The sequence below is a fragment of the Porphyrobacter sp. ULC335 genome, assembly GCF_025917005.1.
In the GTDB taxonomy this organism is placed as follows: domain Bacteria; phylum Pseudomonadota; class Alphaproteobacteria; order Sphingomonadales; family Sphingomonadaceae; genus Erythrobacter.
The window spans coordinates 162,052-182,294 of the sequence record NZ_CP078091.1 but is presented as its reverse complement, the minus strand read 5'-3'; the positions used below and the strand labels follow the sequence as shown (position 1 = coordinate 182,294).

Annotated in this window: 21 protein-coding genes; 9 read left to right on the top strand and 12 right to left on the bottom strand. The window is 61.6% G+C overall.

The genetic code is table 11. The annotated features are described in order from the left end of the window. Window positions 1–72: 72 nt before the first annotated feature. The 4 genes from traA to KVF90_RS00870 all read left to right on the top strand — a co-directional run bounded on the left by traA (window position 73) and on the right by KVF90_RS00870 (window position 4,462). Window positions 73–2,967, top strand: coding sequence for a Ti-type conjugative transfer relaxase TraA (traA, locus tag KVF90_RS00885; protein WP_264392975.1), 2,895 nt, complete (start codon window positions 73–75; stop codon window positions 2,965–2,967). Window positions 2,968–2,977: 10 nt separating this feature from the next. After that, on the top strand, window positions 2,978–3,721 hold the full coding sequence (locus KVF90_RS00880; protein WP_264392974.1) for a DUF6118 family protein: 744 nt from the start codon (window positions 2,978–2,980) through the stop codon (window positions 3,719–3,721). A 154-nt stretch (window positions 3,722–3,875) separates the two neighbouring features. After that, the gene (locus tag KVF90_RS00875; RefSeq protein WP_264392973.1) at window positions 3,876–4,157 is read left to right on the top strand and encodes a type II toxin-antitoxin system RelE/ParE family toxin; all 282 of its coding nucleotides are present in this window, start codon (window positions 3,876–3,878) and stop codon (window positions 4,155–4,157) included. Continuing rightward, entirely contained in the window at window positions 4,157–4,462 is a 306-nt protein-coding gene (locus KVF90_RS00870) for a HigA family addiction module antitoxin (protein WP_264392972.1), read from the top strand. Before KVF90_RS00875 ends, KVF90_RS00870 begins: the two co-directional genes overlap by 1 nt. Before the next feature lie 143 nt (window positions 4,463–4,605). Here KVF90_RS00870 and KVF90_RS00865 read toward each other — a convergent pair whose 3' ends face one another. Genes KVF90_RS00865 through KVF90_RS00855 form a run of 3 tightly spaced genes read right to left on the bottom strand, consistent with a single transcriptional unit; the run spans window position 4,606 to window position 6,878 of the window. Next, complete coding sequence (locus tag KVF90_RS00865) at window positions 4,606–5,988, bottom strand: exonuclease domain-containing protein (RefSeq protein WP_264392971.1); 1,383 nt, start codon at window positions 5,986–5,988, stop codon at window positions 4,606–4,608. Window positions 5,989–6,003: 15 nt separating this feature from the next. After that, entirely contained in the window at window positions 6,004–6,528 is a 525-nt protein-coding gene (locus KVF90_RS00860; protein ID WP_264392970.1) for an ImmA/IrrE family metallo-endopeptidase, read from the bottom strand. Then, on the bottom strand, window positions 6,525–6,878 hold the full coding sequence (locus KVF90_RS00855) for a helix-turn-helix transcriptional regulator (protein ID WP_264392969.1): 354 nt from the start codon (window positions 6,876–6,878) through the stop codon (window positions 6,525–6,527). Before KVF90_RS00855 ends, KVF90_RS00860 begins: the two co-directional genes overlap by 4 nt. Before the next feature lie 160 nt (window positions 6,879–7,038). On the opposite strand from KVF90_RS00855, the gene KVF90_RS00850 reads away from it, so the two are divergent. Genes KVF90_RS00850 through KVF90_RS00840 form a run of 3 tightly spaced genes read left to right on the top strand, consistent with a single transcriptional unit; the run spans window position 7,039 to window position 7,797 of the window. Beyond that, a complete protein-coding gene (locus KVF90_RS00850; RefSeq protein ID WP_264392968.1) occupies window positions 7,039–7,299 on the top strand; it encodes a hypothetical protein in 261 nt (86 codons plus the stop codon). Window positions 7,300–7,315: 16 nt separating this feature from the next. After that, window positions 7,316–7,504, top strand: coding sequence for a hypothetical protein (locus KVF90_RS00845; RefSeq protein WP_264392967.1), 189 nt, complete (start codon window positions 7,316–7,318; stop codon window positions 7,502–7,504). A 23-nt stretch (window positions 7,505–7,527) separates the two neighbouring features. Continuing rightward, a complete protein-coding gene (locus KVF90_RS00840) occupies window positions 7,528–7,797 on the top strand; it encodes a DUF3892 domain-containing protein (RefSeq protein WP_264392966.1) in 270 nt (89 codons plus the stop codon). Window positions 7,798–7,862: 65 nt separating this feature from the next. On the opposite strand, the gene KVF90_RS17405 is transcribed toward KVF90_RS00840, so the two are convergent. Then, on the bottom strand, window positions 7,863–8,258 hold the full coding sequence (locus tag KVF90_RS17405; RefSeq protein ID WP_413676997.1) for a PIN domain-containing protein: 396 nt from the start codon (window positions 8,256–8,258) through the stop codon (window positions 7,863–7,865). A gap of 510 nt (window positions 8,259–8,768) precedes the next feature. Here KVF90_RS17405 and KVF90_RS00835 point away from each other — a divergent pair. Beyond that, window positions 8,769–9,518: a phosphodiester glycosidase family protein gene (locus KVF90_RS00835; protein ID WP_264392965.1), complete on the top strand. Its 750-nt coding sequence runs from the start codon at window positions 8,769–8,771 to the stop codon at window positions 9,516–9,518. After that, window positions 9,511–10,095 (top strand): hypothetical protein, encoded by a 585-nt coding sequence (locus KVF90_RS00830; protein WP_264392964.1) that lies wholly within the window; start codon window positions 9,511–9,513, stop codon window positions 10,093–10,095. Before KVF90_RS00835 ends, KVF90_RS00830 begins: the two co-directional genes overlap by 8 nt. 108 nt (window positions 10,096–10,203) lie before the next feature. Here KVF90_RS00830 and KVF90_RS00825 read toward each other — a convergent pair whose 3' ends face one another. The 8 genes from KVF90_RS00825 to KVF90_RS00790 all read right to left on the bottom strand — a co-directional run bounded on the left by KVF90_RS00825 (window position 10,204) and on the right by KVF90_RS00790 (window position 20,132). Further along, on the bottom strand, window positions 10,204–11,679 hold the full coding sequence (locus KVF90_RS00825; RefSeq protein WP_264392962.1) for a hypothetical protein: 1,476 nt from the start codon (window positions 11,677–11,679) through the stop codon (window positions 10,204–10,206). Window positions 11,680–12,504: 825 nt separating this feature from the next. Beyond that, window positions 12,505–12,663 (bottom strand): hypothetical protein, encoded by a 159-nt coding sequence (locus KVF90_RS00820; protein WP_264392961.1) that lies wholly within the window; start codon window positions 12,661–12,663, stop codon window positions 12,505–12,507. Between the two features lie 153 nt (window positions 12,664–12,816). After that, on the bottom strand, window positions 12,817–13,977 hold the full coding sequence (locus tag KVF90_RS00815) for a VWA domain-containing protein (protein WP_264392960.1): 1,161 nt from the start codon (window positions 13,975–13,977) through the stop codon (window positions 12,817–12,819). Continuing rightward, window positions 13,974–16,265, bottom strand: a complete 2,292-nt coding sequence (locus tag KVF90_RS00810; RefSeq protein WP_264392959.1) for a DUF5682 family protein — start codon at window positions 16,263–16,265, stop codon at window positions 13,974–13,976. Before KVF90_RS00810 ends, KVF90_RS00815 begins: the two co-directional genes overlap by 4 nt. Window positions 16,266–16,272: 7 nt before the next feature. Beyond that, on the bottom strand, window positions 16,273–17,355 hold the full coding sequence (locus KVF90_RS00805) for an AAA family ATPase (protein WP_264392958.1): 1,083 nt from the start codon (window positions 17,353–17,355) through the stop codon (window positions 16,273–16,275). Further along, window positions 17,352–17,855: a hypothetical protein gene (locus KVF90_RS00800; protein WP_264392957.1), complete on the bottom strand. Its 504-nt coding sequence runs from the start codon at window positions 17,853–17,855 to the stop codon at window positions 17,352–17,354. Before KVF90_RS00800 ends, KVF90_RS00805 begins: the two co-directional genes overlap by 4 nt. After that, entirely contained in the window at window positions 17,833–18,774 is a 942-nt protein-coding gene (locus tag KVF90_RS00795; RefSeq protein ID WP_264392956.1) for a DUF5691 domain-containing protein, read from the bottom strand. The genes KVF90_RS00800 and KVF90_RS00795 overlap by 23 nt, the downstream gene beginning before the upstream one ends. After that, a complete protein-coding gene (locus KVF90_RS00790) occupies window positions 18,759–20,132 on the bottom strand; it encodes an SWIM zinc finger family protein (protein WP_264392955.1) in 1,374 nt (457 codons plus the stop codon). Before KVF90_RS00790 ends, KVF90_RS00795 begins: the two co-directional genes overlap by 16 nt. Window positions 20,133–20,243: the final 111 nt, after the last annotated feature.

Sequence of the window (20,243 nt, the reverse complement as noted above, 5' to 3'; positions counted from 1 at the left end):
GGATTTTATCATGTGAGGGCGCGCTTATACGTCGTGCCGACGTGGCTTGTGCGGTGTAACTGGATTGCCGCTATGGCAATCTACCATCTCTCCGTGAAGGTCATCAGCCGCTCGGCCGGGCGCAGCGCTGTGGCGGCGGCTGCCTATCGCTGCGCCGGCCGGCTACATGACGAGCGGATCGATCGCGACCACGACTTCACCAACAAGGGCGGTGTGGTTCATTCGGAGGTGCTGCTACCCGAAGGGGCGCCCGAGCATCTGTCGGACCGCGAGCAATTGTGGAACGCGGTCGAGGCATCCGAGAAACGCAAGGACGCGCAGCTGTCGCGCGAGGTCGAGTTTGCGATCCCCAGAGAGCTGAATCAGGAACAGGGCATCGCCCTCGCCCGTGATTTTGTCGAACGTGAGTTCGTCGATCGGGGCATGATTGCCGATCTCAATGTGCACTGGGACATCGGGGCCGATGGCCTGGCCAAGCCGCACGCGCATGTCATGCTGACGATGCGCGAGGTTAATGCTGATGGCTTCGGTGCAAAGGTGCGCGACTGGAACCGCACCGAACTGGTCGAGCACTGGCGCGAGCGTTGGGCAGAGCACGTCAACCAGCGGCTGGCGGAGCTCGATATTGATGCGCGCATCGATCACCGCAGTCTGGAAGCGCAGGGCATTGGCTTGGAGCCACAGGACAAGATCGGCCCTGCCGCCTCGCGGATGGAGGGGCGCGGGCTTGAGGCGGAACGCATCGAGGAACACCGCGCGATTGCCGAGCGCAATGGCGCACGGATCATTGCCGATCCGACCATCGCGCTCGATGCGATCACGCACCAGCAGGCCACCTTCACAACCCGCGATCTTGCGCGCTTTGTTCACCGTCACAGCGACGGCAAGGATCAGTTCGATGCGGTGATGAGTGCGGTGCGCAACGCGCCCGACTTGGTCGCGTTAGGCAAGGACGGACGCGGCGAGGAGCGGTTCACCTCGCGCCAGATGATCGACACCGAGCAGCGCTTGCAGCGTGCGTCGGAGCTGATGGCTGAGCGCAGGCAGCATGCGGTCAATGAGCGTGGCCGCGACATGGCGCTCGTACGTGGCGCAGAGCGGGGTTTGGTCCTCACCGGCGAGCAGCGCGCCGCGTTCGAGCATGTGACCGGCGAGCGCGGCCTCAGCGTGGTGGTCGGCTATGCCGGGACTGGCAAGAGCGCGATGCTCGGAGTTGCACACGAGGCCTGGGAGAGCGCGGGCTACAATGTGCGCGGCGCGGCGCTGTCGGGCATTGCAGCTGAAGGGCTGGAGAACGGTTCAGGCATTGCCTCGCGGACGATCGCCAGCTTGGAACATCAGTGGAGCGAAGGCCGCGAATTGCTCACTTCGCGTGATGTGCTGGTGATCGACGAGGCCGGCATGGTCGGCACGCGCCAGATGGAGCGCGTGCTTGCCCATGCCGCCGGTGCTGGCGCAAAGGTCGTGCTGGTCGGCGATCCCCAGCAGCTCCAGGCGATCGAAGCGGGCGCGGCGTTCCGCGCCATTCACGAGCGCCACGGCGGGGTCGAGATCACCGAGGTGCGGCGGCAGCGCGAGGACTGGCAGCGCGATGCGACCCGGCAGCTTGCCACGGGGCGCACGGGACTTGCGATCGCCGCATATGACGAGCGAGGAATGGTGCATGCCGCCGACACGCGCGATGCGGCGCGCGGCGAACTGATCGAGCGTTGGGACCGCGAGCGGCAGGCTAGCCTCAGCGATAAGCAGATCATCCTCACGCACACCAATGATGAGGTGCGCGCACTCAATGAAGCGGCGCGAGAGCGGCTGCGCGATGCGGCCGAGCTTGGGGATGATGTGGCCATCAGTACTGAGCGCGGCCAGCGGCAGTTTGCCAGCGGTGACCGCATCATGTTCCTGCGCAATGACCGCGAGCTTGGGGTCAAGAACGGCACGCTCGGCACGGTTGAACATGTGACGCCGCAGCGCATGACCGTACGGGTCGATGACGGGCGCAGCCTTGCTTTCGACCTCAAGGACTATTCGCATGTCGATCACGGTTACGCTGCCACGATCCACAAGGCGCAGGGCATGACCGTGGACCGGGCGCATGTGCTGGCGTCGCCGGGCATGGATAGTCACGGGGCCTATGTGGCGATGTCGCGCCACCGTGACAGCGTTGCGCTGCATTACGGTCAGGATGACTTTGCTGATCAGGGGAAACTGGTCCGCACGCTCAGCCGCGAGCGCGGCAAGGACATGGCCTCTGATTACGCGCACACCGATGCGGCGCAGACCTTCGCCGAACGGCGCGGGATCACGTTCCGCGAACGCGTCGCCGAGGTCGTTCGCAAGGTGCCCGAGAAGGCACGTTCGATCTTCGCCAATTTCCGCCCACCGACGCGCCAGCCTTCCGCGGCAGTGAACAACGAGATCGGAGCGCCCGATCAAAGGCGCGCCGTCGAACGTTATGCGCGCGCCGCCGTCGACATTGCCGAGATGCGTCAGCGAGGCTTGCCTGTGCTTCCGCACCAGTGCGACGCCCTGGAGAAGGCAGGGCGAGCACTCGACGTGATCCGTCCGGATGCTGCAGCCGATCTTTCCAGCGCTTTGAAACGTCAGCCTGAACTGATGCGCGAGGCTGCCGCTGGCCGAACACAAACCGCAATCCGCGAAATGCAGCTCGAAGCTGAAATCCGTACCGATCCTGCCCAGCGCGCCAACCGCTTCGTCAGTGACTGGCAGCGCCTTAGCAGGGCGCGCGATGCGCTTCTGCGTGAGGGCAATGGAGCCGACGCTAGCAACGTCTCCCGCCAGATGGCCGGCATGGCGAAGAGCCTCGAACGCGATCCGCAAATGGAATCGCTGCTGCGGGGTCGCAGCCGCGAGCTTGGGATCAGCATGGATCCGGGTTGCAATCTGACCCGCGACCTTACCGCCTCACTGACCATGAAACGCAGCCGCACTCTCGGCATGGAAATTTAGGAGAAGCACAATGACGAATACCGAACATGACCATATCGAAATTGCGATTGAACCCAAGGCCGCTCCTCAGCCAACGGACGCAGATATTGATCCGGCTGCTGCCGCATTCACACGCCTCGAAGAAGAAATGGCGCTGATGCGCCGAGCCGTTCAGCAACTCGCCGCTGAGCGTGCTGACATCGTTATTCCTGATTACGATCCTACACTGAAAGAGATGGCAAAACAGCTTGGCGCAGTCGGCGGATACCTGAAGGCCATGACAGCGCATCCGGCGATGCAGCTGACCCCGGAAACCGTCGCCGATCGTATTGCTGTCGCGGCGCAATCGGCACGTCGCGCAGACCAGGATCAGATTGTTCAGAGCCGGACCGAATTGCAATATGCGACACGGGAGCTTCGCGCCATCACGAACACGGTGCGCACATCCGCCGATCAGCGCGCAATCGTGTTGCGGACGGCAATCGCAGGCGCGCTGGCGGGGGCCTTGATATGGTCGTTTATGCCAGGTACTATTGCCCGTGCCTTACCCGACAGCTGGCAGTTGCCGGAGCGCATGGCGGCCAGAATGGTCGATGCGCCTACTGTGGCGGAGGCAGGAGTCCGGCTGATCCGGTCGCAAGACCCGGTAGGCTGGAAGGCGATGCAGTTTGGCGCTCAAATTGAGACGCAGAACCGCGAGGCGTTGTCAGCATGCAAGACGAAAGCCGAAAAGACGGGCGCTCCGGTTCGCTGCTCTGTCATGGTCGGCAACTGATCAGACCGACCATGGTAGCCATTAGATCGCATCGTTGATAGTGGGGCCAAGTGCCCGAGGTCGTCGTAAATCAGGCAGCGGTTACATCACCGGGTGTAACCCGACGCATTACATTCGCATTGACTCTAGGTGTAACGCGTGGCATTACACCCTTATGGAGATTGGCAGTATCAGGCACAAGGCTCTCCGCAAGTTCGCAGAGTCTGGGAAGCCGAAAGGCCTGATGGAAGCCGACCGCCTGATGCGGATGCTCGCGTATATAGCTGCGGCTGAAGGCGTAGAGGAACTGGCTGTGCCACCGAACTTTGGCTTCCATGCCCTGACCGGAGATCGCGAAGGGCACTACGCTATGACGGTCACCAAAAACTGGCGGCTGACATTTACATTGATCGACGACACCACGGTCGCCGACCTCGATCTGGAGGACTATCACTGATGGCTATCACGCTGCATGAGAGCTTTGCGATCCACCCAGGGCCATGGCTGCTTGAGGAGATTGTGAAGCCGTATGGGATGACGGTATCGAGCGCGGCTGAGCATCTCAAGGTGACCCGTCCCGCACTAAGTCGGGTCTTGAATGGCCGGGCTGCGCTTACGCCTGGCATGGCAATTCGGTTTGAGAAGGCGTTCGGTATATCGGCGGCTACCATGCTTCGCATGCAGTCGGCACACGACTTGGCTCAAGCGAAACATGAAGCTGCGTTAATCAACGTCACCCGGGTTCCAGAGCCAGCAATCTGAGCTAAGCGAAATCGCGAGAATACCACGCCGGCGCATTGCCACTCACAGTCCGAAATTCATTGTTGGACCGCCGTTGCTCCCCGCGCGATCAGTTGGCTCATCAGACCTTTACAAGAACTGAGTGTGAGCAACCGCTTCGTGTTTCAAAGATATGCGATTTGCAAATGCGCCTTGTATCGCTGCAGCATTTCAATCTGCTCGCCCGCAGCGGTCATTAGCTTCTCATCGCATTCGGCAATGGCCTTTGCCACGGTCCCCCATTTGCACTCGCCCGCAAAGTGCACGCGGCCACGGATATGCGCCTGAACGGTTTGGCGAAGCTCACCCGGCAAGTGGCTTGGATCCTCGACATAGATTAGGCGGGCGGCCAGAAAAGAAAGGCGCTCATCAGCGAACTGCGGAATCAGCTGGTGACGTGCCGCCCAAGGCGTTGCATGGAATCTTTCCATCAGGGCTTCATCGGCAGGCGTCGGGAAGCCGCTGTAGATTTGCTCCTCGACATGCTCGGAGGCCGGATAGACAATCTTTGATTGCTCATAGATCCCGACTAGGCGAGCGACGAGTTCGTCGTCGGCAACCACACTTTCGGCCCGGTCAATGAGCTGTGCTTCCGTCAGGTTACTCAAACACCATGCAGGCGCCTCATCTAGGTTTCGTAGCGATGGCGCTGCGTTGCTCTTGACCTTCCGAAGGGGCTTGGGCTGGCTAGAAAAACATTTCAGGAGAGAGGCGTCAGACAACGAGCGGAATATGCTGGGGTCATGGCTTAGATCGTAGCACAGGTGTTTCGTTGGCTGCTCAGCATCTGCCCCGATTCTAATGATTGGGTAATGCTTCTGACCACCAAAACTATAGAATTCAGTCAATAAGACGGGCTCGCCCTCCATCAGGAAAGCATCGGTAGCGGCCTTCTGTGAAAATCGGACGAAGTTGGACCATTCAGAGTCGGCATGATCTGCCGCGATTCGGCAAAGGTGGATGACGGCCTCGACATCAGCCATGGCATCATGGGCGTTACTATGATCAAAGCCATTTGCAGGAGCCAATTGGTCGAGCTTGAAGACGGGTTTTCCGTTTGGCTTTACCGGAACAGTTAGACAATCCGGTTCGAACTGCGAAATGGCCTTCACAAGCATCATGGCGTCCGCACGGCCGTTGCCTTGACGCTGCGTCAGGTATGGATTGTGCAAGGTCTGGTATTGCGCCTGGCGCAGCAGTTCCTCATCAAATGCCATGCTGTTGTAGCCAACGAATATCGCTGGAGACCATTCCTGAAGCTTTTCTCGAATGGCCCGAACCATGTTATAGTGTGTTGGCAGGTTTGGATTGGTAGCTTGTTCGATCGTTACGCCCGTAACGAGCATCGCCCCTGGAGCCATGACAATGTGGGGAAGCAAGCGACAGCGTATCTCAAATCGATCAAGTTCATTCAAATTCTCGTCCGTCTTGATGGCAGCGAACTGAAGAATCTGATCGAAGAATCTATCTGTTCCGGTGGTTTCGGTGTCGTAAAAAACAAAACCCACCGGGGACTCCTTCGCTTACGTGAATGCCATAAGCCGATACTGTAGCGCAGATAAACTAACCTTGAATTTCCTTGCAATGGCTTGAAGTGATTCTGTGTCGTCAAGATCGACCGAGCTGACGTCGAGCATTTTCTCCAAGATCGATTCTGGCATCAGGAGTTCAGAAGCGAATGCATTGGCTTGGATTTCCATGCGGTCGGTGCCCTGCGAGGCCAAATCATCACGCATCAGGATCATGGCGAACCCTTTATCCACGTGCACAGTTCCGGTGATCGCTTCGCGGTGCATCACATGGTGGCCGAGCTCGTGCGCCATTGTAAAGCGTTGGCGGTTCGGATGGTGAAGGGCATTCACTCCAATGATTGCAACACCATCCTTGATGAGCGCCATGCCTGACAGCTCTTTGTCGAGCGGCGAGAATTGAACCTTGATATTACGACGCTTTATGATCCTCTCGACGGGGACCGGGGCATTCTCCACCCCAAATTCAGCGAGGACTGCCTTTGCATATTCGCGAGCAGTTTGCTTGAATGAAGTCACGGCGACACGCTCGCAGATCGGTCGCCAAGCGCTTGGCTAAGAAGACGTTCGATTTCTGATTTTTGTGTATCGGAAACAGGGTCGCCGGACACCTCAAGCACCATTGCAGTTTCGCCCAAAGCTTTTGGCAAATTTGCCGGGATGAGATCCGTGATCGCCTTCAGCTCAAGCGCCTGCATCAATCCGTAGACATGATGAAGCAACACTCGCTGGCGCCCCGCCTCCATATTGGCAACTGACTCTCGCGAAACACCTATTTTCTTGGCGACTTGTGCCTGGGTCAGTTTGAGGCGCTTCCGCCGAACCAGCATCGCTTCGCCAAGCGCGTCATAGATTGCGCGTTCATCCATTCCTTCGCCTTAGTCGCTCAACACCGAGAGTGTCAACATCACAAACATTAGTTTGCTTAGCAAACATACAGCATGTTTGCATTGACGTCATTTTGGATCCTTGGCATATAGCGATTCGTGCCAAGGGATTTCACCGAGGCCCCCGTAGAAAGGAGCTGCCATGCAGATCGAAGGTGCTGTAATTAAGGAACAAGGCCAGACCTTCGCGGTCGTGGTGGTGAAGCGTCATATCACAGAGAGTCAGCATGAGGCGGAGAGAGCGACGCGAAGCTTCGGTCGCTATTTCCCTGGCATGCCGATTGTCCTGATGTCGCAAGACTCGCGGGGGCGCCCCACCTATTTTGGCCGCCGCGACATCGCCAACTTCCTAGCCCGGATGCCGATCAGTGCGATCCCGTGGAAGCGTTACTCATTCAGCTAAGGTCACAGGAGTTTTCATGGCCAAGAATACCGGAAACAACTTTCGCCGCGGCGCAGTCACCGGCCGCACCCAGTTCCAGCGCCCTGATGGCAACTACCAGAAGCGCAACGAACGCACCGGCGAGTTTATGAGCGTCAAGAATGGTGGGACGCCGTTCAAAGGTGTCGCCAAAGAACCCGATGGCCGTGACGGCCCAAATTCCTAAAAATCAGAAAGGTACCCTCTCAAATGGCTGACGTTCAAGTCACCTGCATTAACAAGCAGCCCCGCGACAACACCCACGAAGGCATCACCCACCTAGGCGGTTCAGGCTGGCGCTGGACGCGCAAGCAAGTCATCGACTCCATCGAAGCCAAGACCAATACCTTTTACACGAAGGTTGCGGGCAATCGCGGCAACATCGGCGTCGTCAATGGACCGAACGGCAAGTATCTCCGGACCTATGCTGACGGCAAGTGGAACGACAATCTCCTGTCGTTGCCCGAATGCACTGGTTGAGCGCCTCGAAGTGAAATTCACGTCTTCGAGGTTGCCGATCTTGGCGAGCGCAGCGAGCGGTTAGGTCAGCATACCACGATGTCGAGGTAGTTCGGATCGGCGCCTGCGATCTGCCTTATTATGCCGTCGCGCGTTACAAGCGATAGCTTGCTAACGCGCGCGGTCGCCATAAGGAAGCAATCTCCTGGGTCTTTGTGGCCGGTTGTGACAACAACCTGTGCTGCCTCGCAAGAAATCCGTTGCTTGATTGGGATGATCTTGGCCTCAGTCACCGATATCGCTTCGCGGAACCATCGTGCCACTGGTTGCTCGCCCAAATGTGGGCGGCCTGCCACACGACCCTTCTGAGTCGCGACTGATAACTCCCAGCAAGTGGTTGGCGAGACATGTAACGTGCCAGCTTGCTGATTTTCGCCGATCGCAACCAACGCCTCTTCAGGAAGGTTGGCCTCCCCGCTCACAAGCTAGAATAAGGCGTGCGTGTCGAGTAAAATGCCCGCCAAAATTAGCACTTTGCAGAAGTGCGGTTCGCACCTTTGCCGTGGATCGACTCCCCGGCAGAGCGACTGCCGCCCTTTAACGACCACTTACCGCTTGAAGCTGGGCCGGAGATTGGTTTCGTAAGATCAACGTTCTTGCTGATTTTCATTTTCCCTTTGAGGGCACCCAGACCTTTGACAGTCACCAGCCGACCCGATTTTGAGTCTCGGATCGTAGTCGTCGTCGACTTTGGCGGGGTCTTGCTCATCTCACAAGGTTAGCCGCCTAGTCGAGCTCGCACCAGCCTTCATTGAAAGAAGTCGAGCTAAAGGAATGTGGGCAAGACCATTATCTGAGGAAAGAAACTTTGGGGCGGGCTGCAAGTCTTTGCGGCGCATTGAGCTTCGTCCAGGCGAGACTGCCACAGCGGAGCCAAATATGTGGCAGTCTAACCTGCCCTGAGTTATTGTCGTGTCCGAAGGGGCCCGAACATGGCTAGTCAAGACCTTCGATCCATTCTGTTATTCATCGCGGCAATGCTGACGCTCACAGGAGTGCGAGCAGAGTCGGTGTCGACTTCCCAACCAGCAGTGCCGAAGATTTCCGCGAGGGAGGTGCGTGATATCGGTTACGTGTGGGTGGACGTGCCGCACAACTTCCGCCTTAAAATACGCGTGCCTCGACCATTCAACGTCCAAGACGCGGACACGAACGTGCAGTGCGCCGGGATCGCGATGACCGGCGGCTATTCGTTGAAGAGCCGGGCGGCCCCAGAAGGCCTGATCGTCATCGACGGTCGACAGGTCAGCCCCCATACTACACGCATGGATGGCGGTGTCTTAGACATCCGCGGATCGCAGGCCAGCCTCGTTCGCCGGAGCGCCGTCCAACCTGCGTCGCCCTTGACGAGCCAGATCTACTCGCAGCCAATTCTGATCTTCGATGGCAAGATCGATGGGACATTCAAGAAGGGCAAGGCGAACCGGATAGCGCTCGGCAAGTATGTCGATGGGCAGATTTTCATGGTGATGGCATTCAACGGCAGCCGAGGAGGTATGTCCGCTGTAACCCTTCGTCAGTTCGCAGTTGATGTCGGAGCGCTCACGCCGCGCAAGGTCGACTGGTTACTCGCTTTCGATGGCGGCCCCTCGGCATTCATAAAGGTTGCGGGTCAGCGTTCGGTGTCTGCCACGAATGGAAAGATAGTTTCATACCTCTGCGCGGAGCCTGAAAATGACTGAACCAACGGCATCATCTCATGTCCCTGACACGAAACTTCTGAGCTCTTGGACAGCTCGTCTTTCAGCCGCCCTTTCAAGCGACATCGGGAAAACCATTGCCGTCGGCGTCATAACCGCCATCGGTGGATACCTGGCGGCCGCTCTGATCTCGCCAGACCAGCTCTACCGATGGCTCTACATCGACCCGATCGATCGATACGTCGGAACTTGGCGAGGTCCAGTCGCGGGTCGCTACGCCGAACTTACGATCTTGAAGGAAGACCGTGACGGGGCCGGGCGGACCGTTGGCATAGAAGGGGTTCTGGTGTTTCCCGCGACGGGCTTGAAGCTGCCGATCGTCGGATCAGCCGACAGCGTCATAACCCTAGAAGCGGAATTGGATCCGACCCAGACCCTCGTCATTACGTTGGAGCGGTCTCAAAGCCCAATTCGTTCAAATGATGAGCGGGTCGTTAAGCTGTTTCCGCGCGCCGGGTCGTCAGGTGTTGCTGTGTGCCCCGTTATCAAGAGCCCCTTGGATGTACTGAACGCACCTCCCTGTAAGCCGATCCTAGGGGAGACCAGCCTCACCTTCTAGGTCGAGCCGCATCGCTATGTCTCCGCCGCGAAGTGCGCAGTGATGGAGCCGAGACTAAGCTAGTTCGTATATGCCGGTTTCATGTTGAACCGCTGACGGCGGTTCCACTCACTTTGGTCCTACCTGGCCTGCCGCATCCGCTGGTGCCGAAACTGGCGGCAGGGCCCGGGTCCGCATCCCGGCGCATTGCATGGCCAAGTCGCCCGGGTCAGCCACCTTCCTAACGAAATAATCGCCAGTGAACAGCGGCTGGTCAGTGATACCGCTCGTGAGGCGAAGTCCCGATTTGCCGATCGCGGGCTCGTCCTTGCCTAGCATCTTCGATCCCATACGCGTCAGCCAAATCACGAAGTTGCGGGCCTGTTCATAAGTCGCGAAGTCGATCGGCAGGTTGTTCTCGAAAGGTCCGGATGCGTGAAGAGCGATGGTGGGCTCAGCTTTGGCGTAGACGCGCCAGGCCGGTTTCCGAGCCTCGTCAGCAGGGACGATATCGACGACCATCGGTTCCGTTGACGCTCGCGCATATGTGACTGTCTGCTGACCTTCGACGTAGCTTCGTCCATTTCGGGGCCGACGCGTCTGGTAGTGCAGAGTGACCAAGGCCTGTAGCGCACATCTGGGCGGCGCCTCGTTCTGGGCAAGCTCCAAGGTGACATCCGCGGGCTCGCCGAGAGTGCCATCCGGCTTTGCAAGGTCCTGTTTCAAGACGCGGAGGGACGTCTCCATGCCGACGCCGGTCCATTTTGACGGGTCGAGCTTGAGCGTCAGTGCGATCAACGTGTTGCCCGCGACATCCAGATTGCGTTCGCTCTCGCGGAAGATCCTGAGCTCGCCGGGAACGATGTCCGCGCTCAGCTTTAGGTATTGCTGATTAATCGATGCGGTCGTGGTGTAGGTGTTGCTCAGTGACCCGCCAATTCCGGCGGTCGACCCGGCAACGTCCGTTAGGACCTTGGAGATCGGCGATCCTGCCGTGGTCGTTGCAGTCGTCTCTGATCCGGTTTTTCCGAGCGAGGCGTTTGCAGAAGCCGTGGTCGCGTTCGTAATCTGCGCGATGTTCAGCAACTGGTTGTCGGTCGCAAGGACGGTGTAGCCATCGAACGAGAAGTTGAGCGGCCGCACGTCGATCCATGTCCAAACCAGCCGTTCGCCCGGAACAGCATCCCAACCCTTTGTGACGTTCGCGACGAGCGTGCGCTTATATGTGCCCTCCACTGTTAGCACGTCCTCCGTTGCCTCGCTCTTCGGCTTCGGCGTCTTGAGCAGCGCGTCACGTATGGCCGCAGGATCCGCGCCGGCTGCCGTCATCGCCTTTATCAAGGCCGCCTGACCTCGATCGGAGAGATCTCGCAGAGTGGCATCGGGCGTGTTCGGTGACGGGGTGGCGAAGCTGTAGACCGAGACGGCGGGGGTGCGCCAACTCCCAAATGAGGAGTCGGTTGGTGCCGTCGGCGTTCCACTGAAGATTGGCGCCTCCCGATTGCTCCAGCGGTAAGTCTCGGGGCGAGCGCAACCGCCGAGCAGCGCAACCGCAGTTGCTGCCGATGCTGCAATCAGGCCGTGCCTTTTCAGACCACTGTGCATCGTGTCACCTCATAAGGAGCGCCATACTTGCAGTCGTTGATCGTGCCGACGTTCACCGGGTTTCCGAGGCGTGACCGGAGCATGCTCAGGTCGGTCCCACGGTCGAGGCAGGGGTCGTCTGGAAACCATCGGATATATTTGCTCTGTGCGTTCCAGTCGCCCCTTAGAACGAGAACGGTGTCGCCCCTACTTAGTCGCCTACTCAATTGCCGACCTCCCCCCGAATTTAATCTCATCGTCTCACCAATTCGATGTAGAAGCAATACTTTACTTGCAGGTTGGTCCGCTGCGTCTCGTGCGGGCGACCGCTTTTGGCAGAACTCAGGACTTATCGAATCAGGTGCGCACGGCCAGGACTAGGTCGATGAGCGTCGCAGAATGTTCAATCTTCAGGCCGACAGACCTTATTCAGGTGGCCGTCGTGGTGCTGGAGAATGATCATGGAAAAGCCTGAAACTGAAACGGCTGCCACCAGGCGCTAGGTCTGTAGCGCAGGAATGTATTGTGGCGCGATGCTACCCGAACATAGGCAATGCGGCCACTTGGATCTGGGCGGCGGCCTTTGGCTAAAGTCAGGACGGTCCAGCATCAAGCTCACGCTCCAGCTGGACCCACTGCAAGCAGTACCTGCCAGATCGCCGCCGAAGCACAATCCAAGGGGTCGTGCCATTCGGGTCGAAGCCTTAGCATTCAGACATGCAACTTAGCCCTTTCATCACCACCGGCTCAAATGAAACGGAACCGAATGGGTTGCAGTAAGACGAATCGGAACCTAAAGAAATCATGTGGCTCGAATAGATAAGAGAACACGAACCACTAAAATCCTCATTTGGTGATGCCAGCACTTGTGCCACCGATAAAAACCAAATCTACATTGAAAAATAATAACAATTTATTACTTGTTATTATTGTTTTCTCTTCTGGCACCAAAACTCCTGCGGGAGTGGCATCAAAAATCTTGAAAAAACCGCAGAATTCTGCCATTCTTGCTTGGATTTTGATGCCGCGTGTTTCGCGCTGTTTCAGGCCGTGCCCCCACAATCAGGGGCATGGAGCGGGGCTTATGCCGAGCGGGGTAAAGCTGGGAGTCCGACCGGTGCGTGCTGACGCTTAAAGCCTCTGCCGCGAAAACTGACATCAGGCCGGCCGGATTAGGTTTATCCCTTGCCGGCTGGCCCATGCGGCGGTGTCCTGCCGCGAAAGGGCAGTAGCCATCAGATCGGGGAACTGGTCGGGCGTACAAGCAAACACGGGGCAGCCGAGCGCAGCTAAGGCCTGGGCATGGGCCTGATCATAGGCGGGCCGCCCGTCATCAGACAGCGCCAGCAGCGCAATGAGATTGACGCCGCTGCTGACGAGCGCCGCTGCCCGCGCCAGCATCTGCTGGGCATTCCCGCCTTCGTAGAGGTCGCTGACCAGCACCAGATGCGTTTTGGCCGGTTGACCGATCAGCCCCTCGCAATAGGCCAGCGCCGCATTGATATCGGTCCCGCCGCCCAGCTGCACGCCGAACAGCACTTCGACTGGATCAGCAAGTTGATCAGACAGGTCGATGATCGTGGTATCGAAGCACACCAGCTTGGTGTCGAGCACTGGTAGCGAGGCCATCACCGCGGAGAAGATCGAGGCGTAGACCACCGAACTCGCCATCGAACCCGATTGGTCGACGCACATGATCACATGGTCGAGATCGGCCTTGGCCTTGCTCTTGCGCGCGTGGCCGACCAGCACTTCGGGGATCACAGTCTGATAGTCTTCCTGCCAGTGCTGCAGGTTGGCGCGGATCGTGCGCGGCCAGTCGATATCGGCATGACGCGGGCGGCGGGTTCGCTGGTTGCGGTTGATCGCGCCCCGAATGGTCTCGGTGGTTTTGTGCGCGAGGCGCTTCATCAGTTCGCCGACCACCTGCGCCACCACCATCCGCGCGGTCGCGCGGGACTTCTCGGGCATCGCCCCGCGCAGGGTGATGAGATCGGCGACGAGGTGGACATCGGCCTCGAGCGTTTCGAGGAACTCGGGTTCGAGCAGCATCGCCTTCAAGTTGAGCCGTTCGAAGGCGTCACGCTGGATCACCTGGACCACCGGCGAGGGGAAGAATTCGCGAATATCGCCGAGCCAGCGCGCCACCCGCGGGGCTGAGGCACCGAGCCCGCCTTTGCGTCGTCCGGGCTCGCCCGTGGACGCGTATAGCGCGGTGAGCGCGCGGTCGATCCGGTTATCGGTCTCGCTGAGGTCAGCGTCGTCATTGCCGCCCATGGCAAGCCGCCAGCGGCGCAGACGCTCGGGTGTGTCGGTCATGGCGTGATCCCCATGATGGTGCGCAGCAGCGGCAGCGCTTCGGCGATGAAGGCGGGCGAAGCATCGTTGTCCTGCGCGCCGGGGCCGCTGGCTGCGGCGACTGTGCCGCTGCCGATGATCCCGATGATGCGTTGGCGCCCTGTCTCGGCAAAGCCGCTGAACCCGCGCCGAAGCATCGGCAGCAACTCGATGAAGCTCTCGGAATCGAGCTCGGCCAGCCACGTGTCGAGCGCGGCGAGCAGGGGGCGATCTTGGATCAGCACCTCCGCGCCGCCCGCCAGAAAGCTTTCGACGAACGCACCCGCCGCCGCCGGAGGTGCGGGCGGGGTAAGCGCCCGGGAAAAACCGGCCGCGATGCGCTCGACCTCCCACACTTGCCCGTCGTGCAGCAATCGCAGCGCGAGGCCTGCGACCGCCGGCGCGCTGCGATCATGCTGGACGATGGCGGCCAGCTCACGGTGCCACATTTCGGTGAGATGCGCCTCGTCATGGAGTGCCAACGCGCGGTCGTAGCCCGCCATCGCCCGGCGCATGGCCTCGGCCGCAGCGGGTTCGATATCCACCGCCGCGGCCTGCGCCCCCGCATTGATCTCCGCCGCCAATGCCGAGACGAGCGCGCTCAATTGCTCGGACGGGATCGGGCGGGCGGTGCCATAGCGCAGAATTGAGACCAGCGTGGGGACTGTATCCATCAGTTGCACCAGATCGCCGCTGCCGACCGCGGCGGCCTGGAGCCGGGTGATGCACTGCTCGGCGGCGTCGGGCAGGTCGGCGAGCAGGGCGGCCTTGACCAGCCCAGCGAGGACCGCGACGTCATTGGTGTCATGGCTCTGCGCCATCGTCCTGCCCGCGGCGGCCTGTTCGATGGTGACACCATAGACCAGCGCCTCCGCAAGATTGACTGCGAGGCCCGGGTTCCACGCGAGGCGCCAGGTCTGGCGAAACGTGCCGCGCCCGGCCTCGGCATCGAGCAGCCGGCCCCAAGGCACGTTGATCAGCGCCAACCTGTGCAGCAGGGTCGATTTCATCAACCCGGCCTCCGTGCGCAGGTCGAGCGCGATTTCGCGCTCGAGATCCTCGGGCTTTAACCGGCAGCGCTTCTGCCAGCGCTCGAGATCCGCCGCGAGCGGCATCTGCGGCACCGCCGGATCGACAGCACCCACCCGCTCGCCGAACAGGAGCCGGCGCTCGATCAGGCGGTAGGCGATCTCGTCGCCGTGACACAGCGCTGCGAGGGTTGCATCGTGCATATCGGCGAGCCCCGGTGTCGCCTCCCCGCGCAGTGCGGCGAGCGTGATGGCCAGCCGCGAGGCCTCGATGGTCGAGGCCGAGGCGACCGCATGGCCTTCCTCGCGCAGCAGGCCCGACACGCGCGATTGCCACCCGGCGGCGAAAGCTTCAGGCGAGATCGCCTCGCTCTCGCCCTGAAGCTGCCAAAGGTGGCGATACCAGCCCGGCGCCGTCACCCCCGCGCCGTACCCCGATGCCGAAGCAAGCCGTGAGTCGCTCCAGGGCACCCAGGCGGATTCTACCTTCACCTTCTCCAACGCACGGATGGCCGCCTTGTCCTCGGCCTGCGGCACCTTGGCGCGCAGGGCAGGGACATGCCACGCGCCGACCACGACCGCGATGTCGCCCGGCTCGTCCTTGAGCGCAGCACGCAGAGCCAACCGCATAAAGGCTTCGCGGACCCTGTCGCGCGCCTCGCGCTGCGGGCTAATGCCACCTTCCGCCTCGCTTGCGCCGCGCAGTTCGGTGATGGCCGCCTCGATCGCAGCAAACATCGCCGCGCCCGGCTGGCTACTTTCGACTAGGGCGTTCCACCACGCCTCGCCATCGGAGTAGCCCGCGACCGCCGCGAGCATATCGAGCGGGTCGGAATAGGTTGGCGGCGGGACCGGTTCAGGGGGGGTATCTTGCTCATCGCCGTCCCCCTCCGGCGGTGGCGTATCCTGCTCCTTGCCATAAGCGAGGGCATGCGCGGCAGGCCAGTCGATGAAACGGATTGGTCGACCGCGTGCGAGCGCCCAGCGTATCGCCTGCCACTCTGGCGAATACTCCGCGAAAGGCGCGAAGATCGCATTGGCGGGATCATCTGCCTGATAATGCAGGATCGCCAGCGGCGGCTGCATTCCGGCAAGCGCGGCATATCCGGCCAGCGGCTCGGCCTCGGGCGCGCCCTCGATCAGCACCAGCGCCGGATCGAGCGCATCGAGCGCCGCGACTAGGCTCGCTGCCGAGCCCGGCCCATGGTGGCGGATGCCGAAAAGATGCGCGCGCGAGTCCATCCTCGGCTTACATCACATCCCGGATCGCGCCGTAGAGATCCTTCCAGCCATCGCGCTTGCGCACCACGTTCTCGAGATACTCCTCCAGCGCCAGCGTGTCGGCTCCCGGGTCCTTGACGATCGCGCCGACCAGGTTGGCCGCCATCGCCGACGCATCGATCGCGCCATTGCCGAAATGCGCCGCTTCCGCCCATGCGCTGATCCCCACCGAGATCGCCTCGGCGGTCGACAGAGAACCGCTGACGGTCTTGAGGCGCAGCTTGCCGTCAAGCGTCTGGCCAGAGCGCAGCTCACGGAACAGCATGACGATCCGGGCAATCTCCTTGTCTGCCGGAGCGACGGGCGGGAGCGAGAGGTTCGTTCCGATCTCCCGGACGCGGCGGGTGACAATCTCGGTCTCCTCGTCGATCGTCGCCGGGGGCGGCAGCACCACCACGTTGAACCGCCGCTTGAGTGCGGAGGACAGCTCGTTCACGCCCTTGTCGCGGTTGTTTGCGGTGGCAATCACATTGAAACCGGGCCGCGCGTGCACCGCATCGTCAAGCTCGGGGATCGGCATCATCTTTTCCGACAGCACCGTGATCAGGGTGTCCTGCACGTCCGATCCCATGCGGGTCAGTTCCTCAAGGCGGACCAGTGTGCCATCCTGCATCGCCCGCATCAGCGGGGTGCGCACCAGCGCCTCGTGGCTCGGTCCTTTGGCGAGCAGCAGCGCGTAGTTCCAACCATAGCGGATCTGGTTCTCGTCGGTGCCCGCGGTGCATTGGATCACGCGGTTGGACGTGCCGGAAACCGCGGCGGCGAGGTGTTCGGATACCCACGACTTGGCGGTTCCGGGCAGGCCCAGCAGCAGCAACGCGCGGTCGGTCGCCAGCGTAGCCACGGCTGTTTCGATCAGGCGGCGGTTGCCGACGTACTTGGCGCTGATCTGGGTGCCATCCCTGGCGGTGCCGCCCATGATGTAATCGACCACGGCCTGCGGCGACATCGCCCAATTGGCCGGGCGCTGCCGGTCATCGTCGCGCTTCAGCGCGTCCAGCTCGGCAGCATAGATGTCTTCGGCGCTATGGCGCAGGCGAGGGTTGGTCATGACGGGCGAGGTCCTTCCTTGAGACGTATGAGGATGTTGGCGAGCAGTTGCACGCGCCCGGCTATGTCAGGGGGCATCTGTCCGAGCATGAGGCTGACCTCTTCGAGGCCGCCGTCGGGCATCAAGGCAACGGCGGCGGTAAGCATTTCGGATGTGATGTGGCGCGATCGGGTCGCGGCTTGAAAGATCGCGCGGGCCTGTGCCAGCGGCAAAGGGCCCTCCATGGCGCGGTGCAGCGCCACAATCTGGAACGGATCATGCCCCGAATGGCCCGGCTGCGCCCGAATGGCTGCGCTTGCCCAATCCAGCCGTTCGCGAGGGGTGACGAGGCCGAAGTTGGCAAGACCGGTTTGGAGAAACGCGGTCCAGACCTCTGGCCCATGGCCATTGCAGATATCCGAAAGCACCGGCCAGTTGCGCTCGGCACAGGCCGAAAAGGCGATCCCGCGTATCAAGCGGGCATCAAGTTGCGCGGCATCAACCATCGCCGCGGGCGTCATCCCGAATGCCTGAGCCAGTGCAGAGCAGCCAACCCCCCCCGAAACTGGACGCCAGCCAATCGGTCTCGGCGGTGGCCGATTTGACGTTGGCGGGCATTTGCAGGGTCAGGGTGACGCGCTTGCGCAGAAGTCCCGCGCTGCCCCGTGTGATCCGCGACAGCAGCTCGGCAATCTGCGCCTCGGCCGCGCCAGTGCCGGGAAGTCGCGCCAGAAGCCGGGTCACCGCGCGTTTGACTGTGGGTGCGCGGTCCCCCGCCAGGCTTTCCAGCAGGGGGCGATCATCGGTGCTCAGCCCCGCGCCCAGAGCATCTATCAGGCGCAGCCTCACTTCGGCCTTTTCGAGCGGCAATTGCGCCTCGACGAGAGCACGCGCCTTTGCCGGGTCGCTCAGGCGCAGATCGGCGATGAAATTGGCCTTGTGCGCCGGTGTGGCGAGCATCCAGGTGCTCTCATCGAGGGTTTCCCAGCTCGTCCAGTGATTGCCGGTTTCACCCTCCGCTTCGGCCAGTGCGATGCCGAGGAGGTCCGCATGCTTGCGCACGAAAGTTGCGAGGCGCGGGACATCGAAGGGATGGAGCCGGTAGCCGTGGCGATCGAGGCTCTGCGCCAGAGCCAGCGCCGCCGGATCGTCGGTCAAGTTGCCCTTGCCGGTTACCAGCTTCACGATCAGCGGCCGCACATCCTCGGGCACGATCGGGCGCTCATCGCGGGTAGCAGCGGCAGATTCTTCGAAACGCTCAGGCGACGCGGGCAGGTCGTAAAGATGCGCGTGGACGGCGAGCGCGAGCATTCGCGCGGGTGTGTTGTCCGACCCCGCATCGAGCCCCTCCCCCAGCACGCCAGCGGGCTGGAGCGGGCGGCGCCCGGTCCCTTGCATCAGAGCGTCGAGGATCGCGGCTGGCGTCACGGTGCGACCCACTCGCCGAGCGCTGTCTCCGCCAGCAACGGCGTCAATTCGCGCCCGTCCCACAACCCGAACAGGCTGATTGCATCGACCGTACAGAGCGGCCGCGCCGCCTCGTCACTGGCCGCGGCGAGCGGCAGGGCGAGATCACCTGCGCAGGCATAAAGGCGGTCACCGGCCGCGCGTACCCGCACCTGCGACGCGGCGAGCGGATAGGTATCGAGCCACGGCTTGCGGGCGAGCGCCCCACGCCATGCGTCGATGGCATCGGGAAGCGAGTTATGTTCGCCCGCCCAACTGTCCGCTGCGGCCCGCGTGCCCCGATGGGCGATGATCTGAGCGCGCAAGGGGACGGGAGAGGGGTAATAGACCAGTTCGGCGTCCAGCACCTCGCCCGGCACATACAGGTTCCCCGTCGCTCCGCCGCTGACCGGGATGAAGTCGATCAGCACGGCGCAATGCCCGCCTGCGGCATCAGTCCGCAGCCAGGTCTCGATCCGGCGCAGGCGATCGGGTTGCACTTCGTCGCGCGCCGCCAGTACCCGCCATTGCCCATCGACGCGCAGCAGGCTTGCGTCCGCCAGCAAGGCCTCGCGCGTCAGGTTCCAACCCACGGTCTGGCGGACATCGGCCCTGAGCAGATCTGGCAGATTGTCCTGCCGGGTATAGGCTTGCCCGATGAGATAGGCGGCAGCCAGAGCGCGAGCGGCAACTTGCGGGCGCTCGTCCTCGGGCACCCGGAACAGCGCGGCAGGCAGCGCGGCGATGCGGTTCGCGAGCCCGCCCGCCTTGGCGTCGACCAGTCGCTTGGCGAGTGTGGCACAGTCCTGCGCGGCACGCTGATCGAACCCTGCCAGCCCGCGCTCAAGCTGATCGGTGATCCATTGCTCCATCGCGCCAATGCCCTCGGCGATAAGACTTTCGCGCTGCGCACGGTTGCGCGCACGCTGCGCCTCGGCCCGCGCTTCCGCTTCGGCATCCGGCACGGGCGCCGCATCGTCGACCACTGCTGCGATCGAAGGGCGGTCGGCGGCAGGCTCGGCCGCCTTGGGCGCGGCTGCGCCCGGCGTTGGCCCGCGCCTCCGTCCCAGCCAGTCATTGACCCATTGGGGCGGCGTGCCTGTCGAAAAGGGGGCGCGGTTGTCGGCGCGCATCCACATCAGCGCGAGAGTGTGCTTGCACGGGAACTTCCGGCTCGGGCAGGTGCACTTGTACCCTGCATCCGCCTCCGTCACGGCGATCCGGTAGGGCGTGGCACCAGAGCCCTGGCATTCCCCCCAAACCAGCCCCTCGCCATTTTCCTGCAAGGACGGCCAGAGCGATGGCTTGAGCAGCTTCTTCGCCGCTGCAAGAGAGCCTTGGTCAGGTGCCATTTGCTCGATCTTCTGCAGAGATAGTACCAAGCGGGCCCCCGAATTGGCTATGCGCTTGTTCCTAATGGCAAATCGTTTCGGTTTAGCAAATGGTCTGTTTTGTCCGAGGGG

Bases quoted from the DNA above. Each gene is read 5' to 3' on its own strand.
- KVF90_RS00850 (WP_264392968.1), top strand. From the start codon at position 7,039: ATGCAGATCGAAGGTGCTGTAATTAAGGAACAAGGCCAGACCTTCGCG.
- KVF90_RS00810 (WP_264392959.1), bottom strand. From the start codon at position 16,265: ATGGACTCGCGCGCGCATCTTTTCGGCATCCGCCACCATGGGCCGGGC.
- KVF90_RS00870 (WP_264392972.1), top strand. From the start codon at position 4,157: ATGGCTATCACGCTGCATGAGAGCTTTGCGATCCACCCAGGGCCATGG.
- KVF90_RS00790 (WP_264392955.1), bottom strand. From the start codon at position 20,132: ATGGCACCTGACCAAGGCTCTCTTGCAGCGGCGAAGAAGCTGCTCAAG.
- KVF90_RS00835 (WP_264392965.1), top strand. From the start codon at position 8,769: ATGGCTAGTCAAGACCTTCGATCCATTCTGTTATTCATCGCGGCAATG.
- KVF90_RS00830 (WP_264392964.1), top strand. From the start codon at position 9,511: ATGACTGAACCAACGGCATCATCTCATGTCCCTGACACGAAACTTCTG.
- KVF90_RS00875 (WP_264392973.1), top strand. From the start codon at position 3,876: ATGGAGATTGGCAGTATCAGGCACAAGGCTCTCCGCAAGTTCGCAGAG.
- KVF90_RS00805 (WP_264392958.1), bottom strand. From the start codon at position 17,355: ATGACCAACCCTCGCCTGCGCCATAGCGCCGAAGACATCTATGCTGCC.
- KVF90_RS00820 (WP_264392961.1), bottom strand. From the start codon at position 12,663: ATGGCAGAATTCTGCGGTTTTTTCAAGATTTTTGATGCCACTCCCGCA.
- KVF90_RS00855 (WP_264392969.1), bottom strand. From the start codon at position 6,878: ATGGATGAACGCGCAATCTATGACGCGCTTGGCGAAGCGATGCTGGTT.
- KVF90_RS00825 (WP_264392962.1), bottom strand. From the start codon at position 11,679: ATGCACAGTGGTCTGAAAAGGCACGGCCTGATTGCAGCATCGGCAGCA.
- KVF90_RS00800 (WP_264392957.1), bottom strand. From the start codon at position 17,855: ATGACGCCCGCGGCGATGGTTGATGCCGCGCAACTTGATGCCCGCTTG.
- KVF90_RS00840 (WP_264392966.1), top strand. From the start codon at position 7,528: ATGGCTGACGTTCAAGTCACCTGCATTAACAAGCAGCCCCGCGACAAC.
- KVF90_RS00845 (WP_264392967.1), top strand. From the start codon at position 7,316: ATGGCCAAGAATACCGGAAACAACTTTCGCCGCGGCGCAGTCACCGGC.
- traA (WP_264392975.1), top strand. From the start codon at position 73: ATGGCAATCTACCATCTCTCCGTGAAGGTCATCAGCCGCTCGGCCGGG.
- KVF90_RS00815 (WP_264392960.1), bottom strand. From the start codon at position 13,977: ATGACCGACACACCCGAGCGTCTGCGCCGCTGGCGGCTTGCCATGGGC.
- KVF90_RS00880 (WP_264392974.1), top strand. From the start codon at position 2,978: ATGACGAATACCGAACATGACCATATCGAAATTGCGATTGAACCCAAG.